19 protein-coding genes and 1 pseudogene are annotated in these 25029 nt (G+C 71.6%); 6 read left to right on the top strand and 14 right to left on the bottom strand.

Annotation, left to right across the window (positions count from 1 at the left end; translation table 11 throughout):
- Positions 1 to 34: 34 nt before the first annotated feature.
- Positions 35 to 994: a GTPase Era gene (era, locus tag ACFYX0_RS05370; protein ID WP_388966596.1), complete on the bottom strand. Its 960-nt coding sequence runs from the start codon at positions 992 to 994 to the stop codon at positions 35 to 37.
- A 173-nt stretch (positions 995 to 1167) separates the two neighbouring features.
- Here era and ACFYX0_RS05365 point away from each other — a divergent pair.
- Positions 1168 to 1987 (top strand): annotated as a pseudogene (locus ACFYX0_RS05365) (ammonium transporter).
- Entirely contained in the window at positions 1984 to 2322 is a 339-nt protein-coding gene (locus tag ACFYX0_RS05360) for a P-II family nitrogen regulator (RefSeq protein ID WP_311698417.1), read from the top strand. The pseudogene ACFYX0_RS05365 and the gene ACFYX0_RS05360 overlap by 4 nt, the downstream one beginning before the upstream one ends.
- A 43-nt stretch (positions 2323 to 2365) precedes the next feature.
- On the opposite strand, the gene ACFYX0_RS05355 is transcribed toward ACFYX0_RS05360, so the two are convergent.
- The 8 genes from ACFYX0_RS05355 to ACFYX0_RS05320 all read right to left on the bottom strand — a co-directional run bounded on the left by ACFYX0_RS05355 (position 2366) and on the right by ACFYX0_RS05320 (position 9941).
- Entirely contained in the window at positions 2366 to 2719 is a 354-nt protein-coding gene (locus tag ACFYX0_RS05355; protein ID WP_311698418.1) for a cytidine deaminase, read from the bottom strand.
- A 103-nt stretch (positions 2720 to 2822) separates the two neighbouring features.
- Entirely contained in the window at positions 2823 to 4130 is a 1308-nt protein-coding gene (locus ACFYX0_RS05350) for a hemolysin family protein (protein ID WP_355919433.1), read from the bottom strand.
- Positions 4127 to 4624, bottom strand: coding sequence for an rRNA maturation RNase YbeY (gene ybeY / locus ACFYX0_RS05345; protein WP_311698420.1), 498 nt, complete (start codon positions 4622 to 4624; stop codon positions 4127 to 4129). Before ybeY ends, ACFYX0_RS05350 begins: the two co-directional genes overlap by 4 nt.
- Before the next feature lie 12 nt (positions 4625 to 4636).
- Positions 4637 to 5713 (bottom strand): PhoH family protein, encoded by a 1077-nt coding sequence (locus ACFYX0_RS05340; RefSeq protein ID WP_355919436.1) that lies wholly within the window; start codon positions 5711 to 5713, stop codon positions 4637 to 4639.
- 175 nt (positions 5714 to 5888) lie between these two features.
- Complete coding sequence (locus ACFYX0_RS05335; protein WP_388966593.1) at positions 5889 to 7187, bottom strand: MFS transporter; 1299 nt, start codon at positions 7185 to 7187, stop codon at positions 5889 to 5891.
- Positions 7184 to 8509: a GH1 family beta-glucosidase gene (locus ACFYX0_RS05330; protein ID WP_388966590.1), complete on the bottom strand. Its 1326-nt coding sequence runs from the start codon at positions 8507 to 8509 to the stop codon at positions 7184 to 7186. The genes ACFYX0_RS05335 and ACFYX0_RS05330 overlap by 4 nt, the downstream gene beginning before the upstream one ends.
- Before the next feature lie 65 nt (positions 8510 to 8574).
- Positions 8575 to 8841: a protealysin inhibitor emfourin gene (locus tag ACFYX0_RS05325; RefSeq protein ID WP_355918978.1), complete on the bottom strand. Its 267-nt coding sequence runs from the start codon at positions 8839 to 8841 to the stop codon at positions 8575 to 8577.
- Positions 8842 to 8873: 32 nt separating this feature from the next.
- A complete protein-coding gene (locus ACFYX0_RS05320) occupies positions 8874 to 9941 on the bottom strand; it encodes a M4 family metallopeptidase (protein WP_388966587.1) in 1068 nt (355 codons plus the stop codon).
- Between the two features lie 370 nt (positions 9942 to 10311).
- On the opposite strand from ACFYX0_RS05320, the gene leuA reads away from it, so the two are divergent.
- From leuA to ACFYX0_RS05300, 4 genes are all read left to right on the top strand, one after another.
- Entirely contained in the window at positions 10312 to 12033 is a 1722-nt protein-coding gene (leuA, locus tag ACFYX0_RS05315; protein ID WP_355918984.1) for a 2-isopropylmalate synthase, read from the top strand.
- Between the two features lie 182 nt (positions 12034 to 12215).
- A complete protein-coding gene (locus ACFYX0_RS05310) occupies positions 12216 to 12920 on the top strand; it encodes a TerB family tellurite resistance protein (RefSeq protein WP_355918987.1) in 705 nt (234 codons plus the stop codon).
- Positions 12921 to 13046: 126 nt separating this feature from the next.
- Complete coding sequence (gene fxsT / locus ACFYX0_RS05305; protein WP_388966584.1) at positions 13047 to 16994, top strand: FxSxx-COOH system tetratricopeptide repeat protein; 3948 nt, start codon at positions 13047 to 13049, stop codon at positions 16992 to 16994.
- A gap of 110 nt (positions 16995 to 17104) precedes the next feature.
- Positions 17105 to 18316, top strand: a complete 1212-nt coding sequence (locus ACFYX0_RS05300; protein WP_388966581.1) for an exo-alpha-sialidase — start codon at positions 17105 to 17107, stop codon at positions 18314 to 18316.
- 3 nt (positions 18317 to 18319) lie between these two features.
- Here the strand turns inward: ACFYX0_RS05300 and ACFYX0_RS05295 are convergent, their stop codons facing one another.
- Genes ACFYX0_RS05295 through ACFYX0_RS05275 form a run of 5 tightly spaced genes read right to left on the bottom strand, consistent with a single transcriptional unit; the run spans position 18320 to position 24950 of the window.
- Complete coding sequence (locus ACFYX0_RS05295) at positions 18320 to 19255, bottom strand: dihydrodipicolinate synthase family protein (RefSeq protein WP_388966579.1); 936 nt, start codon at positions 19253 to 19255, stop codon at positions 18320 to 18322.
- Positions 19255 to 20367, bottom strand: coding sequence for an oligopeptide/dipeptide ABC transporter ATP-binding protein (locus ACFYX0_RS05290; protein WP_388966576.1), 1113 nt, complete (start codon positions 20365 to 20367; stop codon positions 19255 to 19257). The genes ACFYX0_RS05295 and ACFYX0_RS05290 overlap by 1 nt, the downstream gene beginning before the upstream one ends.
- Positions 20364 to 22343, bottom strand: coding sequence for a dipeptide/oligopeptide/nickel ABC transporter permease/ATP-binding protein (locus ACFYX0_RS05285; protein ID WP_388966573.1), 1980 nt, complete (start codon positions 22341 to 22343; stop codon positions 20364 to 20366). The genes ACFYX0_RS05290 and ACFYX0_RS05285 overlap by 4 nt, the downstream gene beginning before the upstream one ends.
- Positions 22340 to 23302, bottom strand: a complete 963-nt coding sequence (locus ACFYX0_RS05280; protein WP_311698433.1) for an ABC transporter permease — start codon at positions 23300 to 23302, stop codon at positions 22340 to 22342. The genes ACFYX0_RS05285 and ACFYX0_RS05280 overlap by 4 nt, the downstream gene beginning before the upstream one ends.
- A gap of 19 nt (positions 23303 to 23321) precedes the next feature.
- On the bottom strand, positions 23322 to 24950 hold the full coding sequence (locus ACFYX0_RS05275; protein ID WP_388966570.1) for an ABC transporter substrate-binding protein: 1629 nt from the start codon (positions 24948 to 24950) through the stop codon (positions 23322 to 23324).
- Positions 24951 to 25029: the final 79 nt, after the last annotated feature.

Here is a 25029-nt window from a genome sequence, read left to right as displayed (position 1 = left end):
GGCGTGCGCACGGCCGCCGCCGGGTGCGGGCCGCTCAGAAGCCCAGCCGGCGCAGCTGCTTCGGGTCCCGCTGCCAGTCCTTGGCCACCTTCACATGGAGGTCCAGGAACACCGGGGTCCCGAGCAGCGCCTCGATGTGCTTGCGGGACTTGATGCCGACCTCCTTCAGCCGCTTGCCCTTGGGACCGATGATGATCCCCTTCTGGCTGGGACGCTCGATGTAGACGTTCGCGTGGATGTCGAGGAGCGGCTTGTCCGCCGGACGGTCCTCGCGCGGCAGCATCTCCTCCACCACCACCGCGATGGAGTGCGGCAGTTCGTCCCGCACGCCCTCCAGGGCCGCCTCCCGGATCAGCTCGGCCACCATGACCTGCTCCGGCTCGTCCGTCAGATCACCCTCGGGGTAGAGCGCGGGCCCCTCGGGCAGCAGCGGGATCAGCAGCTCGGCGAGCAGCTCCACCTGCTTGTCCCCGGCCGCCGACACGGGCACGATCTCCGCCCACTCGATCCCCAGCTCCTTGCCGAGCTGGTCGATCGCGATCAGCTGCTCGGCCAGGGCCTTGGAGTCCACCAGGTCCGTCTTGGTGACGATCGCGACCTTCGGGGTCTTCTTGATCCCCGCCAGCTCCTTGGCGATGAAGCGGTCACCGGGGCCGATCTTCTGGTCGGCGGGCAGACAGAAGCCGATCACGTCCACCTCGGCCCAGGTCGTGCGCACGACGTCGTTGAGCCGCTCGCCGAGCAGCGTCCGCGGCTTGTGCAGGCCGGGGGTGTCCACCAGGATCAGCTGCGCGTCCGGCCGGTGCACGATGCCCCGTACCGTGTGCCGGGTCGTCTGCGGCCGGTTCGAGGTGATCGCCACCTTCTGCCCGACCAGAGCGTTCGTGAGGGTGGACTTGCCCGCGTTGGGACGGCCCACGAAACAGGCGAAGCCCGCCCGGTGGACGGCCTCGCTCGGCTCGGATGACTGACTGCGCACGCTCATGACGCCCATTCTCCCTGATCCACGGAGCCCCACCGCACGCTCGTGCGCCCACCGGGGTCCGGTGAGGTCCCGGAAACGCCGACGCAACACGAAACGTCACGGAAACACACGCGTACAGGACCGGAAACGCGCGACCGCGCCCCTCGGACGAGCCCGCCCCCCGAGGAGACCCGCCTGTGGAGATCGTCCTGGCCGCCGGAAAGGCCCCCGCCCTCGACACCGGCGACACCGCCTGGCTGCTCGCCGCCACCGCCCTCGTCCTGCTGATGACCCCGGGTCTGGCCCTCTTCTACGGCGGCATGGTCCGCACGAAGAGCGTCCTCAACATGCTGATGATGAGCTTCGTGTCGATCGCCCTGGTCACCGTGGTGTGGCTGACCGCCGGATACTCCCTGGCCTTCGGCGACGACAGCGCGGGCGGACTGATCGGCGGCCTGAGGCACGTCGGCATGGCGGACATCGGCCCCCAGAGTCTGCACGGCAGCGTCCCCACCCTGCTCTTCGCCACCTTCCAGCTCACCTTCGCGATCATCACGGCGGCGCTCGTCCACGGTGTCCCTGCTCGGCGCGCTGGTCGTGGGCCTCGCCGCCGGGGCCGTCTGCTCGTACGCCGTGAGCTGGAAGTTCAAGCTGAACTACGACGACTCGCTCGACGTCGTCGGCGTCCACCTGGTCGGCGGTGTCATCGGCACCCTGCTCATCGGACTGTTCGCGGTCGAGGAGATGACCGGCGGGGCGAAGGGCCTGCTGTACGGAGGCGGACCCGCCCTGCTCGGCAAGCAGTTGCTGGCCGTGGTCGTGGTGGCCGTCTACGCCTTCGCGGTGACCTACGCCCTCGGCAAGGTGATCGACAAGCTGATGGGCTTCCGCGCGAGTGAGGAGCAGGAGCACACCGGCCTGGACCTTACGGTGCACGCCGAGACCGCCTACGATCACGGAGTCCTGGGGCATGGCGCCCCGGTCGCCCACTCCGCCGCCCAGAAGGTCACGTCCCAGGCATGAAGCTCATCACCGCGATCGTCAAGCCCTTCCGCCTCGACGCGGTCAAGACGGCCCTGCAGGAACTCGGTGTTCAGGGCCTCACCGTGACCGAGGCCAGCGGCTACGGCCGTCAGCGCGGCCACACCGAGGTCTACCGCGGCGCCGAGTACCAGGTCGACCTCGTACCCAAGGTCCGCATCGAGGTGGTGGTCGAGGACGCCGACGCCGACGCGGTGATCGACGCGGTGGTGAGCGCGGCGCAGACCGGCAAGATCGGCGACGGCAAGGTCTGGGCGGTACCCGTGGACACCGTCGTACGGGTGCGCACGGGCGAGCGCGGCCCCGACGCCCTCTGACCCGAAGGGCCGCACCCCCCCGGGGGAACGGCCTTAGAGCTCATCAACCCGCCGTCACGCTCGCGCGGACCGTGCCGTCCGGGCCCGCCACCAGCACCGGCGTCGCGGGGCCGCCCAGGTCCCGCACCGCCGCCCGGTCCTCCGCGGACGCGGACTCGGCCTCCGTGACCACGGCCGCCGCCTCCAGCGACTTAGCGCCCGACGCCACCGCCATCGCCACCGCCGTCTGCAGGGCGCTCAGCTTCAGCGACTCCAGGGCGACGGTTCCGGCCACATACGTACGCCCGGTCTCGTCGCGCACGGCGGCACCCTCCGGCACGCCGTTGCGGGCCCGCGCCGAGCGGGCCAGGGTGACGATCTTGCGGTCCTCGGGGTCGAGCGCGCTGTTGTCGGTCATGATCCGAGCATACGGATGCGACCGGACCGGACGGCCCTCAGGGGCGCACGTCCGAGCCGGGCCGGGAAGCGGGACTTCTCCCGCGCTCCCGGCCGCCGCCGACTCACTCCGGCTGCGGCTCCTGCGCCGCGGGCTCGGTCTCGCCCACTGGCTCCACCAGCACGGTCACGATCTTGTTCCTGCGGCCCGCCGCGGCTTCCGCGGTCAGCTGCAGCTCCCGGCCGTCGGGGAGCTCGACCACGGACGACGCCCCGGCGATCGGCACCCGGCCGAGCGCCTTCGCGAGCAGTCCGCCCACCGTCTCCACGTCCTCGTCGTCGTACGCCTCCAGCCCGTACAGCTCGCCGAGGTCGCCGATGTCGAGGCGGGCGGTGACGCGGTAGCGGTCGTCGCCCAGGTTCTCCACCGGCGGCAGCTCACGGTCGTACTCGTCGGTGATCTCGCCGACGATCTCCTCCAGGATGTCCTCGATGGTGACGATCCCGGCCGTGCCGCCGTACTCGTCGATCACGACGGCGACGTGGTTGCGCTCCTTCTGCATCTCCCGCAGCAGGTCGCCCGCGTTCTTGGTGTCGGGCACGAACGCGGCCGGCCGCATGGCGGTGGACACCAGCTCCGACTCGGCGTCCCGGCTGATGTGCGTCTTGCGGGCCAGGTCCTTCAGATACACGATCCCGACGATGTCGTCCTCGCTCTCCCCGGTGACCGGGATCCGCGAGAAGCCCGACCGCAGGGCCAGGGTCAGCGCCTGACGGATGGTCTTGTAGCGCTCGATGACCACCAGGTCCGTCCGCGGGACCATCACCTCCCGCACCAGGGTGTCGCCCAGCTCGAACACCGAGTGCACCATGCGGCGCTCCTCGGCCTCGATGAGGGACTCCTTCTCGGCGAGGTCGACCAGCGCGCGCAGCTCCGCCTCGGAGGCGAAGGGGCCGCGGCGGAAGCCCTTGCCGGGGGTGAAGGCGTTGCCGAGCAGGATCAGCAGGAACGGGATCGGGCCCATGATCCGGGCCAGGGGCACCAGGACGTACGCCGCCACCGTCGCCGTGTTCAGCGGGTGCTGGCGGCCGATGGTGCGCGGGGAGACGCCGACGGCGACATACGACACGAGGACCATGACCGCGATGGCGACCAGCAGGGCCTCGGCCGTCCCGGAGAACTCCCGCAGACAGGCGTAGGTGACCAGCGCGGCGGCGGCCATCTCACAGGCGACCCGCACGAGCAGCGCCACATTGAGATAGCGGGTCGGGTCCGCCGCGACCTGGGCGAGCTTGGCGCTGCCGCGCCGGCCGCTGCGCACGGCCTCCTCGGCCCGGAAGCTGGAGACGCGCGCGAGGCCCGCCTCCGCGCAGGCGGCGAGCCACGCGACGACGACCAGTGCGACGGCGCCGACGACGAGCTGGGGGCTCATGACACGGTGGGGGCCGGGGACGGGCCGGTCAGGCCCTTCTCCGCACGCCAGCCGTCCACGATGGCGGCCTGCAGGCCGAACATCTCGGCCTTCTCGTCGGGCTCCTCGTGGTCGTAGCCGAGCAGGTGCAGCACTCCGTGGACGGTCAGGAGCTGGAGCTCCTCGTCCATGGAGTGCTGCGTCGGCGCCTCGGCGCCCTGCCGGGCGGCGACCTCCGGGCAGAGCACGATGTCACCGAGAAGCCCCTGCGGGGGCTCGTCCTCGTCCTTGGCCGGGGGCCGCAGTTCGTCCATCGGGAAGGACATGACATCCGTCGGCCCCGGCAGGTCCATCCACTGCACGTGCAGCTGCTCCATGGCGTCGGCGTCCACGACGATCACCGAGAGCTCGGAGAGCGGGTGGATGCGCATCCGCGCGAGCGCGTAGCGGGCGATGTCGAGGATCGCCTGCTCGTCGACCTCGGTGCCGGACTCGTTGTTGACGTCGATCGACATGGTGCTGCTGTTCTACTTCCCCTTGTGCGCGTGCCCGGCCTTGCCGCGGCCGGGCTTGTGCGTGCCGTTCTCGGTGCCGTTCTTGCTGTCGTACTTCTCGTAGGCGTCGACGATACGGCCGACGAGCTTGTGCCGTACGACATCGTGGGACGACAGACGGGAGAAGTGGACGTCCTCGACGCCTTCCAGGATCTCCTGCACCTGCCGCAGACCGCTCTTGGTCCCGTTGGGCAGGTCCACCTGGGTCACGTCACCCGTGATCACGATCTTCGAGTCGAAGCCGAGGCGGGTGAGGAACATCTTCATCTGCTCGGGGCTCGTGTTCTGGGCCTCGTCCAGGATGATGAAGGCGTCGTTCAGCGTGCGACCGCGCATGTACGCGAGCGGTGCGACCTCTATGGTCCCGGCGGCCATCAGCCGCGGGATGGAGTCGGGGTCGAGCATGTCGTGCAGCGCGTCGTAGAGCGGGCGCAGATACGGGTCGATCTTCTCGTACAGCGTGCCGGGCAGGAAGCCCAGGCGCTCGCCCGCCTCGACGGCCGGACGGGTCAGGATGATCCGGTTGACCTGCTTGGACTGCAGGGCCTGGACCGCCTTGGCCATCGCGAGGTACGTCTTGCCGGTACCGGCGGGGCCGATGCCGAAGACGATCGTGTGCTTGTCGATCGCGTCGACGTACCGCTTCTGGTTGAGCGTCTTGGGGCGGATCGTCCGGCCGCGCGAGGAGAGGATGTTCTGTGTCAGCACCTCGGCCGGGGTCTCGGGTCCGTCGCCCTCACCGTTCTCGCTCGCCCGGAGCATGGCGATCGAGCGTTCCACTGCGTCCTCCGTCATCGGCTGCCCGGTGCGGAGCACGAGCATCATCTCTGCGAACAGGCGCTGCACCACGGCGACGTCCGCCGGATCGCCGACCGCGCTGATCTCATTGCCCCGGACATGGATGTCGACCCCCGGGAAGGCCGTCTCGATCACGCGCAGCAGGGAGTCACCGGAACCCAGCACCATCACCATGGGGTGCTGGGCAGGGACGGTGATCTGCGTTTTCGCCTGCCCCTGCGCGGGGGTGTGAGCTGTGGGTGTCTGCGTCATGGGCCGGCTCGTAGGCCTGCGATTCCTCCTCCGTACGGCCGCGTAGCTGAGGGCGGCCTCGCGGTTTCAAGAGTACGACGCGGCACTGACAGAGCCGTAGGACTTTTTTGTGTGCTTGTACGACCCACATTCGCAGTGGGACGCCCCTGACCCGTCTCCCGCACCGTCCCGGCTCTCACCGCACCACCCGGATCCGCCCCACCAGCACCGCCCCCGCCAGCCCGATCACCGCCGCGACCAGGTACAGCACCCGGTATCCGCCCAGATGCGTGACGATCGGAGCCGCCAGGACCGGAGCCGCGACCTGGGGGAGGGCGTTGGCTATGTTGATCACTCCCAGGTCCTTGCCGCGGTCCAGGGCCTTCGGCAGGACGTCCGTCATCAGCGCGAAGTCCACCGAGGTGAACACCCCGAAACCCACCCCGAGGACCGCCGCCGCGACGACCGTGCCCGTCCAGGTCTGCCAGCCCGCCAGGGCCGCCGTCGCCACCGCCATCAGCACCCCCGACCAGACCACGAACGGCTTGCGGCGCCCCACCCGGTCCGACCAGAGCCCGCCGACGACGACCGTGGCGAGCAGGGTGACGCCGTTGACCGCGGTGAGGACGAGGACGCCCTGCTCGGCGTCGTGCACCGGGATCCCCCCTGCCCCGGAGCCCCGGGGAAGGATGCGGTCCCGCAGGTAGTACAGGAGATACAGCAGCACCAGCGCGTTGCTGAGGTTGATCAGGAAGCGGGTCAGCCAGGCCCACCCCAGGTCGGGATGGCGGCGCGGACCGAGCCAGAACCCGGCCAGAAAGCCCCGCCACGACCAGGGCGGCCGGTCCGCCGCCGACAGCCGCAGATCCGCGTGCCACAGCACGTACGGCGCAACGCCCACCACGGTGAACACCGCGCACGCCGCATACCCCGCCCCGATGCCCCCGGCCGCCGTCGCCAGGCCCGTCCCGCCGACCACCCCGAGGATCTGCGCCGCCCCCAGCCAGCCGCCCACCGAGCCCCGCTGGAGCCGCGGCACCCGGTCCGGCACCGCCGCCGTCACCGCTGCGAAGGCCGCGTTCAGCGTCAGCTGCACCAGGCACCAGCCCAGCGCCATGGTCCAGGGGCCGTCCGCCCCGGCCAGCAGCAGGAGCGACAGCGCCCCGCCCGCCGCCCCCGCCACGATCCACGGGGTGCGGCGGCCCCAGCGGCCCGTGGTGCGGTCCGAGAGCGCGCCGAAGAACGGGTTCGCGACCAGGGACACCACCGCGCCCGCGCCCGTGACCCAGGCCAGCATCGTCTCCTTGGACATCCCGGAGCCGGGCGCGAAGTCCTTCGCCTGCGAGGCCAGCAGGATCTGCAGCGGGCCGTACCAGCCCACCCAGATCGCCCCGTTGGCCAGCGACAGGGCCGAGACCCAGCCCCGGCCGACCCGCTCGACGGGCTCGGCGAGGGCGTCCACGGGCCGACCGGCGGGCCGCTTCGCCGTCGTCATCCCCGCGCCCGCAGCAGCTCCCGCAGCCAGGCGTACGACGCCTTCGGGGTCCGCCGAAGCGTCGCGTAGTCCACGTGCACCAGCCCGAAGCGGCGCGCGTACCCCTCGGCCCACTCGAAGTTGTCCAGCAGCGACCACACGAAGTAGCCGCGCACATCGACCCCGGCCTCCACCGCCCGGTGGAGCGCCCGGATATGGCCGTCCAGATACGCGATGCGCTCCTGGTCGTCGACGCCCTCGTAGGAGCAGCCGTTCTCGGTGATGACGACGGGCGGGAGCCGGTCGCCGTAGCGCTCGCGGAAGCCGGTCAGCAGCTCGGTCAGTGCCTCGGGAACCACCGGCCAGCCGAAGTCGGTGACCGGGTGGCCCTCGATCTCCCGTACGGAGAAGGGGAGTTCGGCGGGCAGGGGGATGCCGCCGAACTCGATGTCCGCGCCCTGCGGGGCGCCCACCCGCGCCGGTGCGTAGTAGTTGATCCCGTACCAGTCCAGGGGCTCGGAGATGACCTTCAGATCGGACTCCACGACCTCGGGTCCCTCGGGCATCAGCGCCTCGATGCCGTCCGGGTAGCGGCCGAGCAGCAGCGGGTCGGAGAACAGCCGGTTGAGCAGGACGTCGTAGAAGTCCGCGGCCGCCACGTCCTCCTGCTCCTGGGAGGCGGGCCGGACCGGTCCGTGCGAGTTGGCGATCCCGATGTCGCCCGCCCCGGCCGCACGCAGCGCCCGTACCGCCAGCCCATGGGCCAGCAGCTGGTGGTGGGCCACCGGCAGCGCGTCGAACATCAGCTGTCTGCCCGGCGCGTGGACGCCGAGCGCATGGCCCAGCAGGGTGTGCTCGGCGGGCTCGTTGAGGGTGATCCACTTGGCCACGCGGTCGCCGAGCCGCTCGGCGACGACCGACACGTACTCGGCGAACCGGAACGCCGTGTCCCGCTCCAGCCAGTCCTGTGTGACCGGCAGATCCCAGTGGAAGAGGGTCACGACCGGGCGTACGCCCGCCGCGCACAGCTCGTCCACCAGCCGGTCGTAGAAGTCCAGTCCGCCGGGGGAGTTCACCCGGGGCCAGGAGACCGAGAAGCGGTACGCGTCCACCCCGAGGTCCGCGAGCAGGGCCACGTCCTCGCGGTAGCGGTGGTAGTGGTCGCAGGCCACCGCCGCGGTCGAGCCGTCCTTCACCCGGCCCGGCTCGGCGGTGAACACGTCCCACACGGAGGGCTCGCGCACATCGGCCGCGCCCTCGATCTGGTGGGCCGAGGTGGACACGCCCCACAGAAAGCCGGCGGGGAACTGGGGTATGGGGTTCGTCGCCATGCGCCGGATCATCCTTACCGCCGGTAAGCCGCGTCAACGGGCAGGAACGAACTGCCCGTCGACACGTGGCGCGTGGTTCACGCCCCTTCCTTCAGCACCCGGGAGACCAGCGCCCGCTGGTCCTCCGTGAGCCGGGGATCCGCGCAGTACACGGTTCTGCCGTCCACGGTGATCTCATAGCTGAAGCCGTCCGGTACACCGGCCGGCGGCGTGCCCCGGCCGGCGGCCAGGACACGCTCGGCCAGGGCGTGCCACTCCTGGGCGTCGGCCCGTCCCGAGGTCTCCACCTCGGCCCGGCGCTCGATGCCCGCGAACCCGCCCGTACGCCTCACCCGAATATGCATGGCACCTGTCTAGTACGGGACGGGCGTCCGGGCTACGAGGTCTGGACCCCGACCTGCTCCCAGGCCTTGAGGACGGCCTCCTGCTCCGCGCCCTCGTGATAGCGGGACAGCGCCGCCGCCACCGTCAGCCTCGCGAAGTCCGCGAAGGTCGCCTGGGTGTCCAGCTCCCCGCCGGTCAGCACGTCATACCAGATCTGTCCGGCCCGTTCCCAGGCGTGGCCGCCGAGTTCGGTGGCGACCAGGTAGAACGCGTGGTTGGGGATACCGGAGTTGATGTGCACCCCGCCGTTGTCCTGGCCGGTGCGCACATAGCCGGCCATGGTCCCCGGCTGCGGGTCCTTGCCGAGCACGTCGTCGTCGTACGCGCTGCCCGGCTCCTTCATCGAGCGCAGCGCCTTGCCGTGGACGCGCGGGGCGAGCAGTCCGGCGCCGATAAGCCAGTCGGCCTCGGCGGCGGTCTGGCCGAGCGTGTACTGCTTGATCAGCGAGCCGAACACGTCCGACATCGACTCGTTGAGGGCGCCCGACTGGCCGAAATAGGCGAGGTTCGCGGTGTACTGGGTGACGCCGTGGGTGAGTTCGTGGCCGATGACGTCGACCGGGGTGGTGAAGTCGAGGAAGACCTCCCCGTCCCCGTCGCCGAACACCATCTGCTCGCCGTTCCAGAAGGCGTTGTCGTACTTCTCGCCGAAGTGGACGCTCGCGTCCAGCGGCAGGCCCTTGCCGTCGATGGAGTCGCGGCCGTACGCCTGCAGATAGAGCTCGAAGGTGGCGCCGAGGCCCGCGTACGCCCGGTTGACCGTGGCGTCCTCGCCCGGCTGGTCGCCCTCGCCGCGAACTTTGGTGCCGGGCAGGCTCTGCTGGTGCCCGGCGTCGTAGACCGTGCGCTGCGGTGCGCCGGCACCGGCGGCGGGCGGGGTGGCCGCGTGCGCGCCGATGACGGTGGTCAGCCGGCGGCGGGTGCGTTCCATGGCGTCCCGCTCCAGGGTGCGGCGGGCGGGAGTGGCGAGCGCGGTGTCCTCGTGCTGGGCGAGCTTGTCGAGGACGTGCGGTGGCACGATGGTGCAGAAGACGGGCTCAAAGCCCCCGTTGGTGTCCATGTCGGGCACCATCGCACTGTGTGACTGATCTGTCACTACCCGCAACCATGATTGCTGAAAAGCCACGCCATGGAGCTACCCGCTCCACGACGAGGTGACATGGGGGCGGGGTGCGGCGGTGGGGCGTGGGGGCCGGTGCCGACTGTGAGGTGCCGCACTATTTGTCCGAATTATCCCCACGGTCCCGCATACTGATACGGGCCTTCGTATCCGGCGCGGCTGGACTAGCATGCGGAGCATCATGCGTTTCGGGCTGCTCCTCCTTAGCTGCCGCGGCGAGGGCCTGTAGTCGAGGCCGACCCCCTCCCCGCGGAGTTTGGCGTTGCGCCGTCGGCCGTCCTGCCGGACACCCCTGAGGAGCCCACGCACCATGGCCAACCGCCAGCAGCCCACGTCCATGCCGGTCCACAAGTACCGCCCGTACGACCAGGTCGACATCCCCGACCGCACCTGGCCGGACCAGCGCGTCAGCCGCGCTCCGCGCTGGCTCTCCACCGACCTGCGCGACGGCAACCAGGCCCTGATCGACCCGATGTCCCCCACGCGCAAGCGGGCGATGTTCGACCTGCTGGTGAAGATGGGCTACAAGGAGATCGAGGTCGGCTTCCCCGCCTCCGGCCAGACCGACTTCGACTTCGTGCGCTCGATCATCGAGGAAGAGGGCGCGATCCCGGACGACGTGACGATCTCCGTGCTGACCCAGGCCCGCGAGGACCTGATCGAGCGGACCGTCGAGTCCCTGAAGGGCGCGCGGCGGGCCAACGTCCACCTCTACAACGCGACCGCCCCCGTCTTCCGACGGGTCGTCTTCCGCGGCTCCAAGGACGACATCAAGCAGATCGCCGTGGACGGCACGCGGCTGGTGATGGAGTACGCCGAGAAGCTGCTGGGCCCCGAGACGGAGTTCGGATACCAGTACAGCCCCGAGATCTTCACCGACACCGAGCTGGACTTCGCCCTGGAGGTCTGCGAGGCGGTCATGGACGTCTGGCAGCCCGGCCCGGGCCGCGAGATCATCCTCAACCTGCCCGCCACGGTGGAGCGCTCGACCCCCTCCACCCACGCGGACCGCTTCGAGTGGATGCACCGCAACCTCTCCCGCCGCGAGTACGTCTGCCTGTCGGCCCACCCGCACAACGACCGCGGCACCGCCGTGGCCGCCGCCGAGCTGGCCGTGATGGCCGGCGCCGACCGCGTCGAGGGCTGCCTGTTCGGCCAGGGCGAGCGCACCGGCAACGTCGACCTGGTCACCCTGGGCATGAACCTCTTCTCCCAGGGCGTCGACCCGCAGATCGACTTCTCCCACATCGACGACATCCGCCGCACCTGGGAGTACTGCAACCAGATGGAGGTCCACCCCCGCCACCCGTACATCGGGGACCTCGTCTACACCTCCTTCTCCGGCTCCCACCAGGACGCCATCAAGAAGGGCTTCGACGCCATGGAGGCCGAAGCGGCCGCCCAGGGCAGGACGGTCGACGACATCGAGTGGGCGGTGCCGTACCTGCCGATCGACCCGAAGGACGTCGGCCGCTCCTACGAGGCCGTCATCCGGGTGAACTCGCAGTCCGGCAAGGGCGGCATCGCCTACGTCCTGAAGAACGACCACAAGCTGGACCTGCCGCGCCGGATGCAGATCGAGTTCTCGAAGATCATCCAGGCGAAGACGGACGCCGAGGGCGGCGAGGTCACGCCGACGGAGATCTGGAGCGTCTTCCGGGACGAGTACCTGCCGAACCCGGACAACCCCTGGGGCCGCATCCAGGTGAGGACGGGCCAGACCACCACCGACAAGGACGGCGTCGACACCCTGACGGTCGAGGCCACGGTCGACGGCCGGGACACCGTCCTCACCGGCTCCGGCAACGGTCCGATCTCGGCCTTCTTCGACGCGCTGCAGTCCATCGGCATCGACGTACGCCTGCTGGACTACCAGGAGCACACGATGAGCGAGGGAGCCTCCGCGCAGGCGGCCTCGTACATCGAGTGCGCGATCGACGGCAAGGTCCTGTGGGGCATCGGCATCGACGCGAATACGACACGTGCCTCGCTGAAGGCTGTCGTCTCCGCGGTCAACCGCGCCGACCGCTGACCCTCTGACCGGCACGTTCCCGGCCCCGTCCGCCCTTCAGGGCGGACGGGGCCGCGTCGTGGACCAGCCATTTCGGCCGAAGATCACGGAGAGGTCTCGTCCGGGGTACTGACTCCGCATCAACAATGTGGCTAACATCACGCCAGCGCGGCGATGTTGCCGTGGGGTTACGGAGGTGCGACGTGCTGCCAGGACGGGGACGCAACGGCCGTGGAGTCCGCAGGGCCCGTGCCGCGCAGTTTCTGGGCATCCGTACCGCATGGACCGCGGTGGGGGACGGCGAGTTCTTCTGTCCCGGCTGCGGGGGCGACCGCAACTACCAGCGCCTCACCGGGCGCCGCCGCCTCGCCCTCGTGGGCGTCCCGGTCCTGCCGCGCGGTGAGACGGGCCCGGTCGTGGAGTGCGCGGCCTGCGGCCACCACTACGGCACGGACGTCCTGGACCACCCCACCACGACCCGCTTCTCCGCGATGCTCCGCGACGCCGTCCACACGGTGGCTCTCGCGGTCCTCGCCGCGGGCGGCACCTGCTCCCGTACGGTCCTGGAGACGGCCGCCACCGCGGTCCGCGCCGCCGGTTTCGAGGACTGCACGGTGGACGGGCTCGACGCCCTGGTCGAGGCCCTGATCGCCGACACCGGCCGGGTCTGCGGCGAACCGGGCGGCGCCAGCCTCGCCATAGAGCTGCACGAGGCCCTGGACCCCCTGGCCCCGCACCTCGCCTCCGCCGGCCGCGAGTCGATCCTGCTCCAGGGCGCCCGCATCGCCCTCGCGGACGGCCCCTACACCCCCGCCGAACGCGAGGTGCTCACCACGGTCGGCGCGGCCCTGACGATCTGCTCGGACGACGTGACCCGACTGCTGGCGGCGGCGCGTACACCCTCCTGACGGAATCCGGCGGTCCGTCACCGGTCCGCTCCAGGGCCCCGGAACCTTGCTCCTCAGCGGCCTCGCCACGCGATCGGCGGGGCACAATCGTCGTACCGGTACGTGCTGGGGGACGAGGGGGAGCTCGTGAGGCACGGCATACGCTGGGCGCTGGTGGCGGTGCTGAACGTCCTGGCGTTCGCGGGCGTCTTCCTGCTCTTCTACGCCGCCGGAGTGCCGCTGCTGCCGACGTCCGACGACAACCGTGTGGCCGTGGGGGTCGCGGCGGCCACCGTCGCGGCCACGGTGGGCGGGGCCTGGGGCGCCTGGTGGGTGCCACGGGCCGCGGGGACCACCGAACCGGCCCCACCGGGTGCCCGTCTGGAGTTCCCGAACGCGACGGTCACCGTCGCGGCACCGCAGAGCGACCCGGCCCCGCTCCGTGTCCGCATGGGCGACCTGCCCCGTGAACCGGTCGGCTTCCAACCCCGCGCGGACCTGCTCGACGAGCTCGCCGAGGCCACCGGGCGGCACGGTCTGACGGTGGTCCACGCGGTCACCGGCGCCCGTGGTGTGGGCAAGACCCAACTGGCCGCGGCCTACGCGCGGCGCCGCATCGAGGAGGGGTGGCCCGTGGTCGCCTGGATCACGGCGGAGGACGGCGGCCAGCTGACCTCCGGGCTCGCCGAACTGGCCGCCCAACTGGGCGTGCGGGCGGCCGACGACGACGCACCCGCGGCCGCCCGGGCGGCCCTCACCTGGATCGCCCGGAACCCCGAGCCGTGCCTGCTGGTCCTGGACAACGCCACCGATCCGGACGAGATCGCGGGCCTGCTGCCGACGGCCGGGCGGGCTCAGGCGGTCGTGACCACCACCTCGCAGGCGTTCGAGAACCTCGCCGGGGCGCGCGTGGACGTCACCGTGTTCACCCAGGAGGAGGCCTTGGACTTCCTGAGCCGGCGGACGGGCGTGCCACCGGACGACGGGGCGCGTGACGTGGCGGAGGAACTGGGACGGCTGCCCCTGGCGCTCGCCCAGGCCGCCTATGTCATCCGGGCGCGTGGGACCGGCTACCGGGCCTATCTGGAGCGGCTGCGGGCGTATCCCCTGCGGACGGTGCTGGAGAAGGTGCCGGGCGAGAGGTACCCGCACGGCGTGGCCGAGGCCGTGCTCCTGGCGGCGGAGCAGGTCGGACAGCGGCACCCCGTGGTGCGGCTGCTGCTGGACGCGCTGTCGGTCCTGGCACCCTCCGGCGTGCCCCGGGACGTACTGCGCGGGGTGGCGAAGGAGGCCGGGGCCGACGACACCGCAGAGGTGGAGGCCGGGCTGGGCGCCTTGACCCAGGCATCGCTCGTCACGGACGCCGGCGCGGACGCGGTGAGCGTGCACCGGCTGGTGCAGCGGGTGGTGCGGGAGCGCGCCGGGGAGGCACTGCGGCCGGTGGTGGGGGCCGTGGTCCGGCATCTGCACGAGGTGCTCGTGCCGGAGGAGGACGCCTGGGAGCGCCGGGAGTTCGCAGGGCAGCTGGTCGATCAGATCGGTGCGCTGTGGGCGGTGGCGCGCGGGGACCTGGCGTCGTACGACCAGGAGATGCAGAACTCCCTGGTGGGTCTGCGGCGCTGGGCGGCCTACGACCACCTCGGCCATGTGGGCGCGATGGCGCGGGCGGTGGAGTGGGCGGGTGAGACAAGGCGGGACTGCGAGGAGGCGCTCGGCGAGGAGGCGGCCGCCTTCCGCCTGGCGGTCCGGCTCGAAGGGGAGATGTACGCGTGGTCGGGCCGCACCGAGCAGGCCATCACCGCGTACCGGAGACTGCTGGAGCTCTCCGACCGGTGCCTCGGGCCCGAGGACGAGGGCACGCTCGAGGCCCGCCGCCACCTCGCCCGGTCGTACCAGTCGGCGGCGCGTTACGAGCTGTCCGTACCGATGTTCGAGGAGTTGGAACAGGACGTGCGCCGGCTCGTCGGCCCGGACCACGAGCGCACCAGGAAGGCCCTCGACGATCTCGCGTACGCCTACGCCGCGGCAGGGCGGCGGACCGAGGCGGTGTCCCTTCTGGAACGGCTGCGCGCCGACTGGCCCACGGGCGGTGGAGCGTCACGCTCCAGACTGGACTCCCTGCGGAGCCTCGCCGAGACCTTCGAAGAGGTGGGCCGGGCCGAGGAGGGCGTCGCCCTGCTCCGCCGCCATCTGCAGGAGAGCGAGGCGGAGCACGGTCCCGACGCCCCCGAGACCGTCTGGGCCCGCAACAGCCTTGCTCTCCACTGCGCCGACGCGAGCCTGCACGGGGAGGGCCTCACCGCCGCGACGCGCGCGGTGGAGGACGCCCGGCGTGTCTTCGGCCCCCGGTCACCGGACACGTTCGAGATCCAGGACACCCTCGCCACCTGCCTGCTGTACGCGGGGCGTCACGAGGAGTCCATGGAACTGTTCGGCCGGCTGGTCGAGGAGCGGACCGCCCTGCACGGACCGGACGACGGGCGTGTGCTGCTGGCACGGCGGAGGCTGGTCTGGTCACTCGGCCGGGCATGGCGGCCCGACGAGGCCTACGCCGCCCAGGTGGTGCTGATCGCGGACCTGGAGCGGCTTCTCGGCAGCGAGGCACCCCAGACCTTCGAGGAGCGCCGCACCCACATCCATGTGTGCGCCCAGGCCGGTCGTCCCGAGGAGGCGGTCGCGTACGCGCGAGGGGTTCTCGCCGACCACGAGAGGGTGCGCGGCCCCTCACATCCCCAGACGTTCGACGCCCGGACCGGGCTCGCCGATGCGCTGCGGGATGCCGCCCGGTATCCGGAGGCGGTCGAGCTGCTGGAGCGGATGGTGCAGGACGCCGCACGGACCTTCGGTCCGGGGCACCCGCGGACGCTCTCCTCGCGAGGGCGCCTGGCCCGGGTGCTGCTGGAGGAGGGCAGACCCGACCCGGCCCGCGAGCTGCGCGCGGAGAACCTGCGGGAGAACATCCGGGCCTACGGCGACGATCACATCAACGTGGTGTGGGCCCGCAGCGACCTCGCCGACGCGCTCACCTGGTGCGGGGAACACAACGAGGCGCTCGCGGTCCACCGCAGGGTCGTGGAGGACGTGGACCGCATCCTGGGCGCCGACCATCAGGCCGCCGTGCTGGCGCGCCGCTGGCTCGCCACGGCGTACGGCGAGGCGGAACGCCACCGGGAGCAACTCACCGTCACGGAGCAGGTGGTGGCCGACAGCGAACGGCTGTACGGCCCTGACAACGAGCTGACCTTGTTCGCCCGTTCCGAACACGCCTCGGCGCTCACCGGACTGGGGCGCGGACGCGAGGCCCGGCGACTGATCCGGGAGACCGAGGCGAGCGCACGGCGCCTTCTCGGAGTCGAACACCCGTACACGGTGTATCTGCTCGGCCGGGTGGCTGACGGACACCGCGCCGTTCAGCGCCGCTTCAAGGCGCTGCGCATCCGCCACCAGGTGGTCCGGGCGTGCGAGGCCAGGTCCGGCTCCTGGAGCTGGGATGCGACGGCGGCACGCCGCCGGTTGGGCCATGCCTACGCCTCGGTCGGCCGCGTCCGGCGCAACGCCGTTGTCCAGCGGCGTCTGCTGACGGACCTGACCGACCGGTTCGGCACGGATCACCACGCCGTCCTGGGGCAGCGGTACTGGTGGACGCATGCGCTCTGGCTCTCCGGCCGCTGGCGCACGGCGCGCGAGACAGCCCGCGCCCGCCGCGCCGACCACGAGCGGCTCTACGGACCCGACCACCCCTGGACCCTCGAGTCCCGCTGGCTGGTCGCCGCGACGGACCGCCGGACCGGCCGTCTGCGCACCGCTGTCGACGCGTATACGGTCCTGGCCGCCGACCGTGCACGCGTGCACGGCACGGACCACCTCCTGGCCTGGTACGCGCGCTGCGGTACCGCCTACGCCACCCTTTGGGCGCTGCGCCCGCGCCGTGCCGTGGTCCTGTACGACACGGCGCTCCAGGACGGCATCCGCATCCTCGGCAGGGACAGCCGCCCGGTCGAACGCCTCGTACCCCGCTACGCCCTGCTCTGCCTCGTCACCGGCCACTGGCTCCGCCTGCGCGCGGCCGTCCGTGTACTCCGCACGAGGGGCTGACCGCACACCAGAACCCCCACCCGGCAGGTCTACCGCGATGGCATCGGTGGCAGATTGATCACGACGGGGCATCACATGTCCCGTGCCCACCACAGCGCAGGGAGCATGCCATGACGCCCATCCGCCGCATCGCCGTCCGAGCGACGGTCGCCGCCGGGCTGCTCAGCGTCCTGCCGATGACGCAGGCCGCGTCCGGCGAGCCGGTCGCGCACCGCGGCGGCTGCCTCTCCTCCGTGCCGTACAGGGCCGGTCAGGGCGGCTACCACACCTACCGGATCCCCGCGGTGGTCGTCACGCGGAAGGGGACCGTGCTCGCCTTCGCCGAGGGGCGGCGGGGCAGCGCGGCGGACAGCGGCGACATAGACGTCGTCCTCAGACGCTCCCAGGACGGCGGCTGCACCTGGGGGCCGCTCGCGGTCGTCGCGGCCGGCAAGGGGGACACCCGGGGCAACCCGGCGCCCGTCGTGGACCCGCGGACCGGGCGGATCGTCATCGTCACGTCGTACAACAGCGGTGCGGTGACCGAGGCGCAGATCATGCGCGGCGAGGTGACGCACCGCGAGAGCCGCCGGGCCTTCGTACAGACGAGCGGGGACGACGGACGACACTTCTCCGCCCCACGGGAGATCACCGCCGAGGTGAAGCGGGCGGACTGGCGGTGGTACGCCACCGGCCCCGGCCATGCGATCGCCCTCACCCGGGGCCCGCACACCGGCCGTCTCGTCGTGCCCGCCGACCACTCCACCGCGCCGCCCCCCGGTTCCTCCGACACCGGACGGGAGGGCCGGTACTACGGCGGCCACGCGATCTACTCCGACGACGGCGGCACCACCTGGCACCTGGGCTTCAGCGACGACTCGGCCTACGGCCACGACAACGCCAACGAGACCAGCGCGGCCCAGCTCCCCGACGGACGGATCTACTTCAACGCACGGGACCAGGACGGCGGCAGCGCCGGGAACCGCCTCGACGGCTACTCCGACGACGGGGGCAGGACCCTGGAGCACCCCTACGCGGTGCAGCACACCCTGGACGACGTCCCCGTCGTCCAGGGCAGCGTCCTCCAACTCCGAGGAGCACACGCCCCGTTGCTCTTCTCCGGGCCCTCGGTGCCCACCGCGCGCGAGGCGATGGCGATCTGGCGCAGCACCGACGGCGGGAGGCGCTTCACCCAGGTGCTGACGCTGTCCCGGCGGAAGGCGGCCTACAGCGATCTGGTCCAACTGCCCGGCGGGCAGACCGCGATCCTCTACGAGACCGGGGCGAAGGGACCGTACGAGACGATCGAGTTCCGGCGGACCCTGCTCGGCGTCCCGCAGTGACGGCTACAGCAGCCCCGCCGCCGCCAGATACTTGCCCACCTGCTCCGTCTCCGCCTCCGACAGGGCCACCTGCGGCTCGGCCGTCGCCGGGCACGCGATCACGCCCCGCAGGAACAGGGCCGCCTTGAACGCGCCGAGCCCCGACGAACTGCCGCCCATCCGCGCCGGGTCACCGGCGCCCGTCATGGCGAACAGCGCGCACAGCCGCTCCTGCTCCGCCCGTGCCGCGGCCCAGTCGCCCGCCCGGCACAGCCGGTCCAGGCGCACATACCCCTCGGGGTCCACATTGGCCAGCCCCGGGACCGCCCCGTCCGCACCCAGCGCCAGCGCCGAGTCCACGACCAGTTCGGAACCCGTCAGCACGCTGAAGCCCCTGATCCCGGGGCGCGTCCGGGCGCCCGTCACCACCGCGCGGAAGGCGGCCAGATCGCCGCTGGAGTCCTTCAGCCCGGCCAGCGTTCCCTCCCCGGCCAGCTCCAGGACCAGTTCCGGGCGCAGCTTGGTGTGGACGGCCACCGGGATGTCGTACGCGAACACCGGCACCGGGGAGCGCTCGGCGACCAGGCGGTAGTGGCGGGCGACCTCCGCGGGATGCGTGCGCGTGTAGAAGGGCGCCGTCACCACCACCGCGTCCGCGCCCGCGGCGGCCGCGTACGCCACATGGTCCAGCACCCGGGACGTGGTCATGTCGATCGCCCCGGCCAGCACCGGGACCCGGCCGGACACATGGGACACGACCGTCTCCACCACCAGCCGGCGCCGGCCGTCCGTCAGATACGCGGCCTCCGAGGACGACCCGAGCACGAACAGGGCGTCCACCCCGGCCGACAGCAGATGGTCCACGAGCCTGACGAGCGAGGGGACGTCCACCTCGCGGTCCGGTGTCAGGGGGGTGCAGACGGGCGGTACGACACCGGTCAGCGGGGTGGGCAGGGTCATCAGGGCTCCCGGGCGTGTTTCTGGTCGGGCAGTACGTGGTCCGGCGCCCCCTCGGCCATGGCGGTGGCCGGGGAGGGCCGTGCGGCCTGGCGCACGAGGTCGCGCGTCGGCTCGCCCTCCTCCACAGGATGGTGGCAGCGGAAGCGGTGACCGGCGGACGACGCGCCCGAGGAGCCCGGCATCGCCTCGGCGCACACCTCGTCCGCCTTCCAGCAGCGGGTGCGGAACGGGCAGCCGCTCGGCGGCCGGGTGGCCGACGGCACCGGACCGGCCAGCGGGATCGCGTCGATCGGGTCCAGCAGACCGGGCGTCGCGGAGAACAGGGCACGGGTGTACGGGTGCCGGGCGTGCTCGGTGACCCGACCGGCCGGGGCCTCCTCGACGATCCGGCCCAGATACATGGTGATCACCCGGTCGCTCATCCGCCGTACCGTCTGAATGTCGTGCGAGACGAAGACGAGCGCCAGGCCCAGGCGTTCCCGCAGATCCAGCAGGAGGTTGAGGACCTGCGCGCGGACCGACACGTCCAGCGCGCTCGTCGGCTCGTCGGCCACCACCAGCTCGGGGTCGAGGGCGAGGGCGCGGGCGATCGCCACGCGCTGCCGCTGACCGCCGGAGAGCTGTCCGGGCAGGGCGTCGGCGAGGGCCCGGGGCAGGCCCACGAGCGACATCAACTCCCCTACCCGCGCCGCCCGTTGCCGAGGTGTGCCGCGCCGGTGCACATCCAGCGGGTCGCGCAGGATCCGGCGCACGGTCAGCCGGCGGTTCAGCGCCGTCGAGGCGTCCTGGAAGACCATGCCGGTGCTCGCGCCGACCGCGGCCCGGCGTTCGGCGGGTGGCATCGACCACAGGTCGCGGCCCCGGAAGAGCACCGTGCCCGAGGTCGGCCGCTCCACGCCCACCAGCACCTTCGCCAGCGTCGACTTGCCGCATCCCGACTCGCCGACCACACCGACCGTCTCACCGGGCGCCACGGCCAGTTCCGCGCCGGTCAGGGCGTACACCCGGTCCCGGGTGAACAGGCCGCCGCTGCGCGCCTTGTGGACGACATGGGCGTCGGAGAGTTCCACGATCGCGCCCGGGGCGCCCGAGGGCTCGGCGGTCCCACTCATGTCACGGCCTCGCTCTCCTGCGTCGTCACCAGATCGACCGCCGGGTGGTGGCAGGCCGCGGTGTGCGTCCGGGTGCCCGCGAGGCCGGGCGCCGTGGTCCGGCACACCTCGCTCGCCCGTGGGCAGCGGTCCGCGAAGCGGCAGCCGGCCGGGAAGCCGGCGGGGGCGGGCACGACGCCCTTGATCTGCGTCATCCGCTCGGCGGCCGACTCCAGCGACAGCACACTGCCGAGCAGCCCCCGGGTGTAGTGGTGGGCGGGCGCCTCCACCAGATCGGCGGTCACCCCGGTCTCCACGATCTGCCCGCCGTACATCACCACCACCCGGTCCGTGACGTCCGCCACCAGCGCCAGGTCGTGCGAGACGAGGATCAGCGCGAACCCCAGCTCCGCCCGCAGCCCGAGCAACAGCTCGATGATCTGCGCCTGAACGGTCACGTCCAGCGCGGTCGTCGGTTCGTCCGCGATGATCAGCCCGGGGTCGCGGGAGAGCGCCAGGGCGATCAGGACCCGCTGCCGCTGGCCGCCGGAGAGTTCGTGCGGATAGCTGCGCAGGGTGCGTTCGGGGTCCAGGCCGACCATCGTCAGCAGTTCGGCGGGACTTCGGCGGCCACCGCGCCGTACGACCTGTTTCAGCTGTGCCCGGATCGTCATCGCCGGGTTCAGGGAGGACAGCGCGTCCTGGTAGACCATCGCCATCTCATGGCCGAGCAGCCTGCGCCGTACGCGCATCCGCTCGGCCAGCAGATCCCGCCGGCCGAACCGGACCCGGCCCCGCACCCGGGCCCCCTTCGGCTGGAGCCCCATCACCGTGAGCGCGGTCAGCGACTTCCCGCACCCCGACTCGCCCACCAGCCCGAGGACCTCCCCGGGGTGCACCTCGAAGCTGATGCCGTCCACGATGTCCACGCCCGCGTGCCGGCCGGGGAAGCCGACGGCGAGGTTCTCCACCGCGAGCACGGGCGGCCCGCCCGGCAGGGGACGGGCCCGCGAGCGCAGCCGCCGCGCCGCCTCGACCAGCCCCGGCAGCGCCACCACCTCGCCGCTGCCGGGCTGTGGCGCCTGGAGCCGGTCGCCCTCGTCCCGCGCCTCGACGGCCCGGGCCGCGGGCGCCGCCCACGCGTCCGAGACGCCCTCGGACAGGATGTTCAGCGACAGGACGGTGACCAGCATCAGCAGGCCCGGGAAGACCGTGGCCCACCAGCCGCCGGTCAGCACCATGTTCTTGCCGTCCGCGATCACGCTGCCCCACGAGGGGTCCGGGGGCCGTACGCCCGCCCCGATGAAGGACAGCGACGCCTCGAACACGATGGCCTCGGCGACCTGCACCGTGCAGAAGACCAGCACGGGCGCGGCGCAGTTGACCGCCACGTGCCGCAGCACGATATGGGGAGTCCGCGCGCCGATCACGCGTTCGGCGGTGACATAGTCCTCGCCGTACTGGTCCAGCACGTTCGCCCGGACGACCCTGGCGACGGGCGGGGTGAACAGGAACGCGATCGCGCAGATCAGCACGGTGATCCCGCCGCCGAAGACGGAGATGAGGACGGCCGCGAGCGCGATGCCGGGGAACGCCATCACCACGTCCAGACAGCGCATCAGCGTCTCGTCGACGGCCTTGCGGGAGGTCGCCGCGACCGCGCCGAGCAGCGCCCCCACCACCAGGGCCAGCGCGGTCGCCCCGAGCCCGATCGCGAGCGACCAGCGGGCCCCGTACATCAGCCGGCTGAGGATGTCCCGGCCGAGGCTGTCCTGGCCCATCCAGTGACCGGCCGAGGGGTGCCCGGTGCCGTCGACCGGCTCCTGCTGGTCGAGCGGGTCGTGCGGGGCGATGACCGGCGCGAGCAGCGCCACCAGCACGACGACCGCCAGAATGCAGACCGCGGCCTTCGACGGCGGCGGCAGCCGGCGCCAGCCGCGCAGCCGGACACCGGGACGGGACAGGGCCCGGGCGAGGCCCCTGCGTGTGGTGATCATCGGGCCGCATCCCTCAGTCGCGGGTTGACCAGCAGATACAGGATGTCGATGACGAGGTTGACGACCACGAAACCGGTCGCCGTGGTCAGGACGACACCCTGGACGACGGCCGGGTCGCCGTTCTTGACGGCGTCGATCATCAACTTGCCCATGCCGGGCAGCGAGAAGATGGTCTCGATGACGACCGCCCCGCCCAGCAGATACCCGACCCGCAGGCCCAGCACCGTCAGCGGGTTCATGAGCGCGTTGCGCAGCACGTTCCGGCCGACCACCACCCGCGGCGGCAGCCCGCTGCCGATCGCCGTGCGCACATAGTCCTTGTCCAGCTCCTCCACCACGGCCGTGCGCACGATCCGGGTCAGCTGTGCCGCCACCGGCAGCGACAGCGCGAGCGCGGGCAGGGTCATCGTCCGCAGCCACCCGGTGAAGGAGTCCGCCGGGTTGATGTAGCCGCCGGCCGGGAACCAGCCCCGGTCGACCGCCAGATACTGGATCATCAGCAGCGCCAGCCAGAAACCGGGGGCGGCGACCCCGGTAAGGGACACCACCCGGATGATCTGGTCCGGCAGCCGGTCCCGGTGGATGGCGGCCGTCACCCCGCCGACGAGGGCGAGCACCACCGCGACACCCAGCCCGAGAAAGGTGAGCTGAAGGGTGAGCGGGAGCGCGGTGGTGACCTGGTCGACCACCGGCGCCCGGGTCAGGGCGCTGGTCCCCATGTCGCCGTGGAGCAGATCGCCCACGAAGTGGACGTAGCGCACCGGCAGCGGGTCCAGCAGCCCGTTGTGCTCCCGGAAGTCGTGCAGTTGCTGCGGTGTCGGGTTGGCGCCCTGGAAGAACGCGGACGCCGGGTCGACGTCCGAGAACCGCATCACGAGGAACACGAACAGCACGATGCCGAGCATCAGCGGCACGAGCAGCAGGACACGGCGGACCAGGATCCTGGCGACGGCGACCATGGACCAACTCCTGACGTGGCTAGATCCACTTGGCCTGGAGGAGGTTGATGCCCGGGTAGGGCTGCGCCCTTATCCCGGTGAGTTTCCTGGGGTTCCAGGCGGTCATCAGCTCGTTGTGGACGACCGGGTAGAGCACGGCCTGCTCGGCGACGACGTCGATGTAGTCCTGGATCATCGCCGTCTTCCGCGCCGGGTCGGACTCCCGGGTCGCGCGGTCCATGTCCGTGAAGAGCTTCCTGGCGACGGGGTTGTCGGCCCAGCGGGCGTAGCCCATCCACAGGTTCTGCGGGCCGTAGTTGTAGTGCATGATCAGGTCGGCGTCGAGGCCGAACTGGTTGGGGTTCGAGGCGGCGGCGACGACCTGGTAGTCCTGCTTCTGGTCCATCTTGGTGAAGACCGCCGTGGTCTCCTGCGGCGACAGCGTCGTCTGCACACCGATCGCGTCCCAGGAGGCCTTGATGGTGGGCAGGCAGTCGACGATCCAGCTCACGTTCACCGCGAGGACGTCGATCTTCAGCCCGCTGACCCCGGCCTGCTTCAGCAGTGCCTTCGCCCGGTCGGGGTCGTGGTCGTAGACCGTCTTCGCCCGTCGGTAGGCGGGGTTGCCCTCGTTGAGGAAGGAGGACGACGGCTTCCCGTGCCCTTTCAGGGCCACCTCCACCATCTTGCCGGTGTCGATGGCGTAGTGGAGGGCCTGCCGGACCCGGACGTCGTCGAAGGGCTTGTGCCTGGTGTTGAACATCAGGAACAGGTTGTTCATCCCGGCTCCGCCCCGGACCGTCATCCCGCTCGCGGTGAGCTGCCGGATGTTGGCGTACGGGATGTTGTCCGCGATCTGCGCCCCCGCGGCCGTGCCGGAGATCCGCGCGACGCGCGGCGCGGCGTCGACGATCGTCAGCCAGTTCATCTTCTTGAACGCGGGCCTGCGCGGCCCGTTGTAGTCGGCGAACGCCTCGAAGGTCGTGTTGGACTTCGGGTGGTGCGCGGTCTGCCGGTACGGCCCCGAGCCCACCGCCAGCCCCTTGATCGCGTCGTCCCAGGCGCCGGGCCGGGAGAACACGTGCTTGGGCATGACCTTCGCCAGCGTCAGCCGCGAGAGGCCGTCCGGGAAGGGGAACTTGAGCACCAGCTCGACGGTCCGTGCGTCGACCTTGCGGACCTCGCTCAGCCAGCTCGCGAAGAACCCCTTGGCCAGGGTCTGGGTCCTGGGGTCCAGGATCCGGTCGAAGACGAACACCACGTCGTCGGCCGTGACCGGCTGTCCGTCGTGGAACTTCGCGCCCTCCCGCAGAGTGAACCTCCACGAGGTGCTGCCGGTGTCCTCAGGCACCTCGGTCGCGAGCGCCGCGTAGGGCTCCCGCGTGATGGGGTCGGTGTCGAGCAGGCCCTCGTAGATGTGGTTGTTGGCGGCCATGCAGAAGGCCGATGCGGTCTGGGTGGGATCCCAGCTGCCGTCGTTGCCGTAGCCGATGACCGCCGTCAGCGTCCGGTTCCTGCCGCCCTCGCTGCCGGTGTCGTTGGTGGACTCCGGGCCCGAGGAGCAGGCGGCCAGCGACGAGGACAGGGCGGCGGCCGCACCCAGCGCGCCGGAGTACCTCAGAAACGCCCGGCGGTCCGGCGCCGGTACGTCGGGAATCACGTCGCGCACGGTTCCTCCAGCAAATGGTTGTCCGGATGAGGGATATGGGGCTGGGCTCGAGGATGGGGAGATACGACGTCCTACGTCA

The sequence above is a fragment of the Streptomyces sp. NPDC002573 genome (genome assembly GCF_042889625.1).
Taxonomy (GTDB): Bacteria; Actinomycetota; Actinomycetes; order Streptomycetales; family Streptomycetaceae; genus Streptomyces; species Streptomyces gibsoniae.
This window is presented reverse-complemented; position numbering and strand designations above follow the sequence as displayed.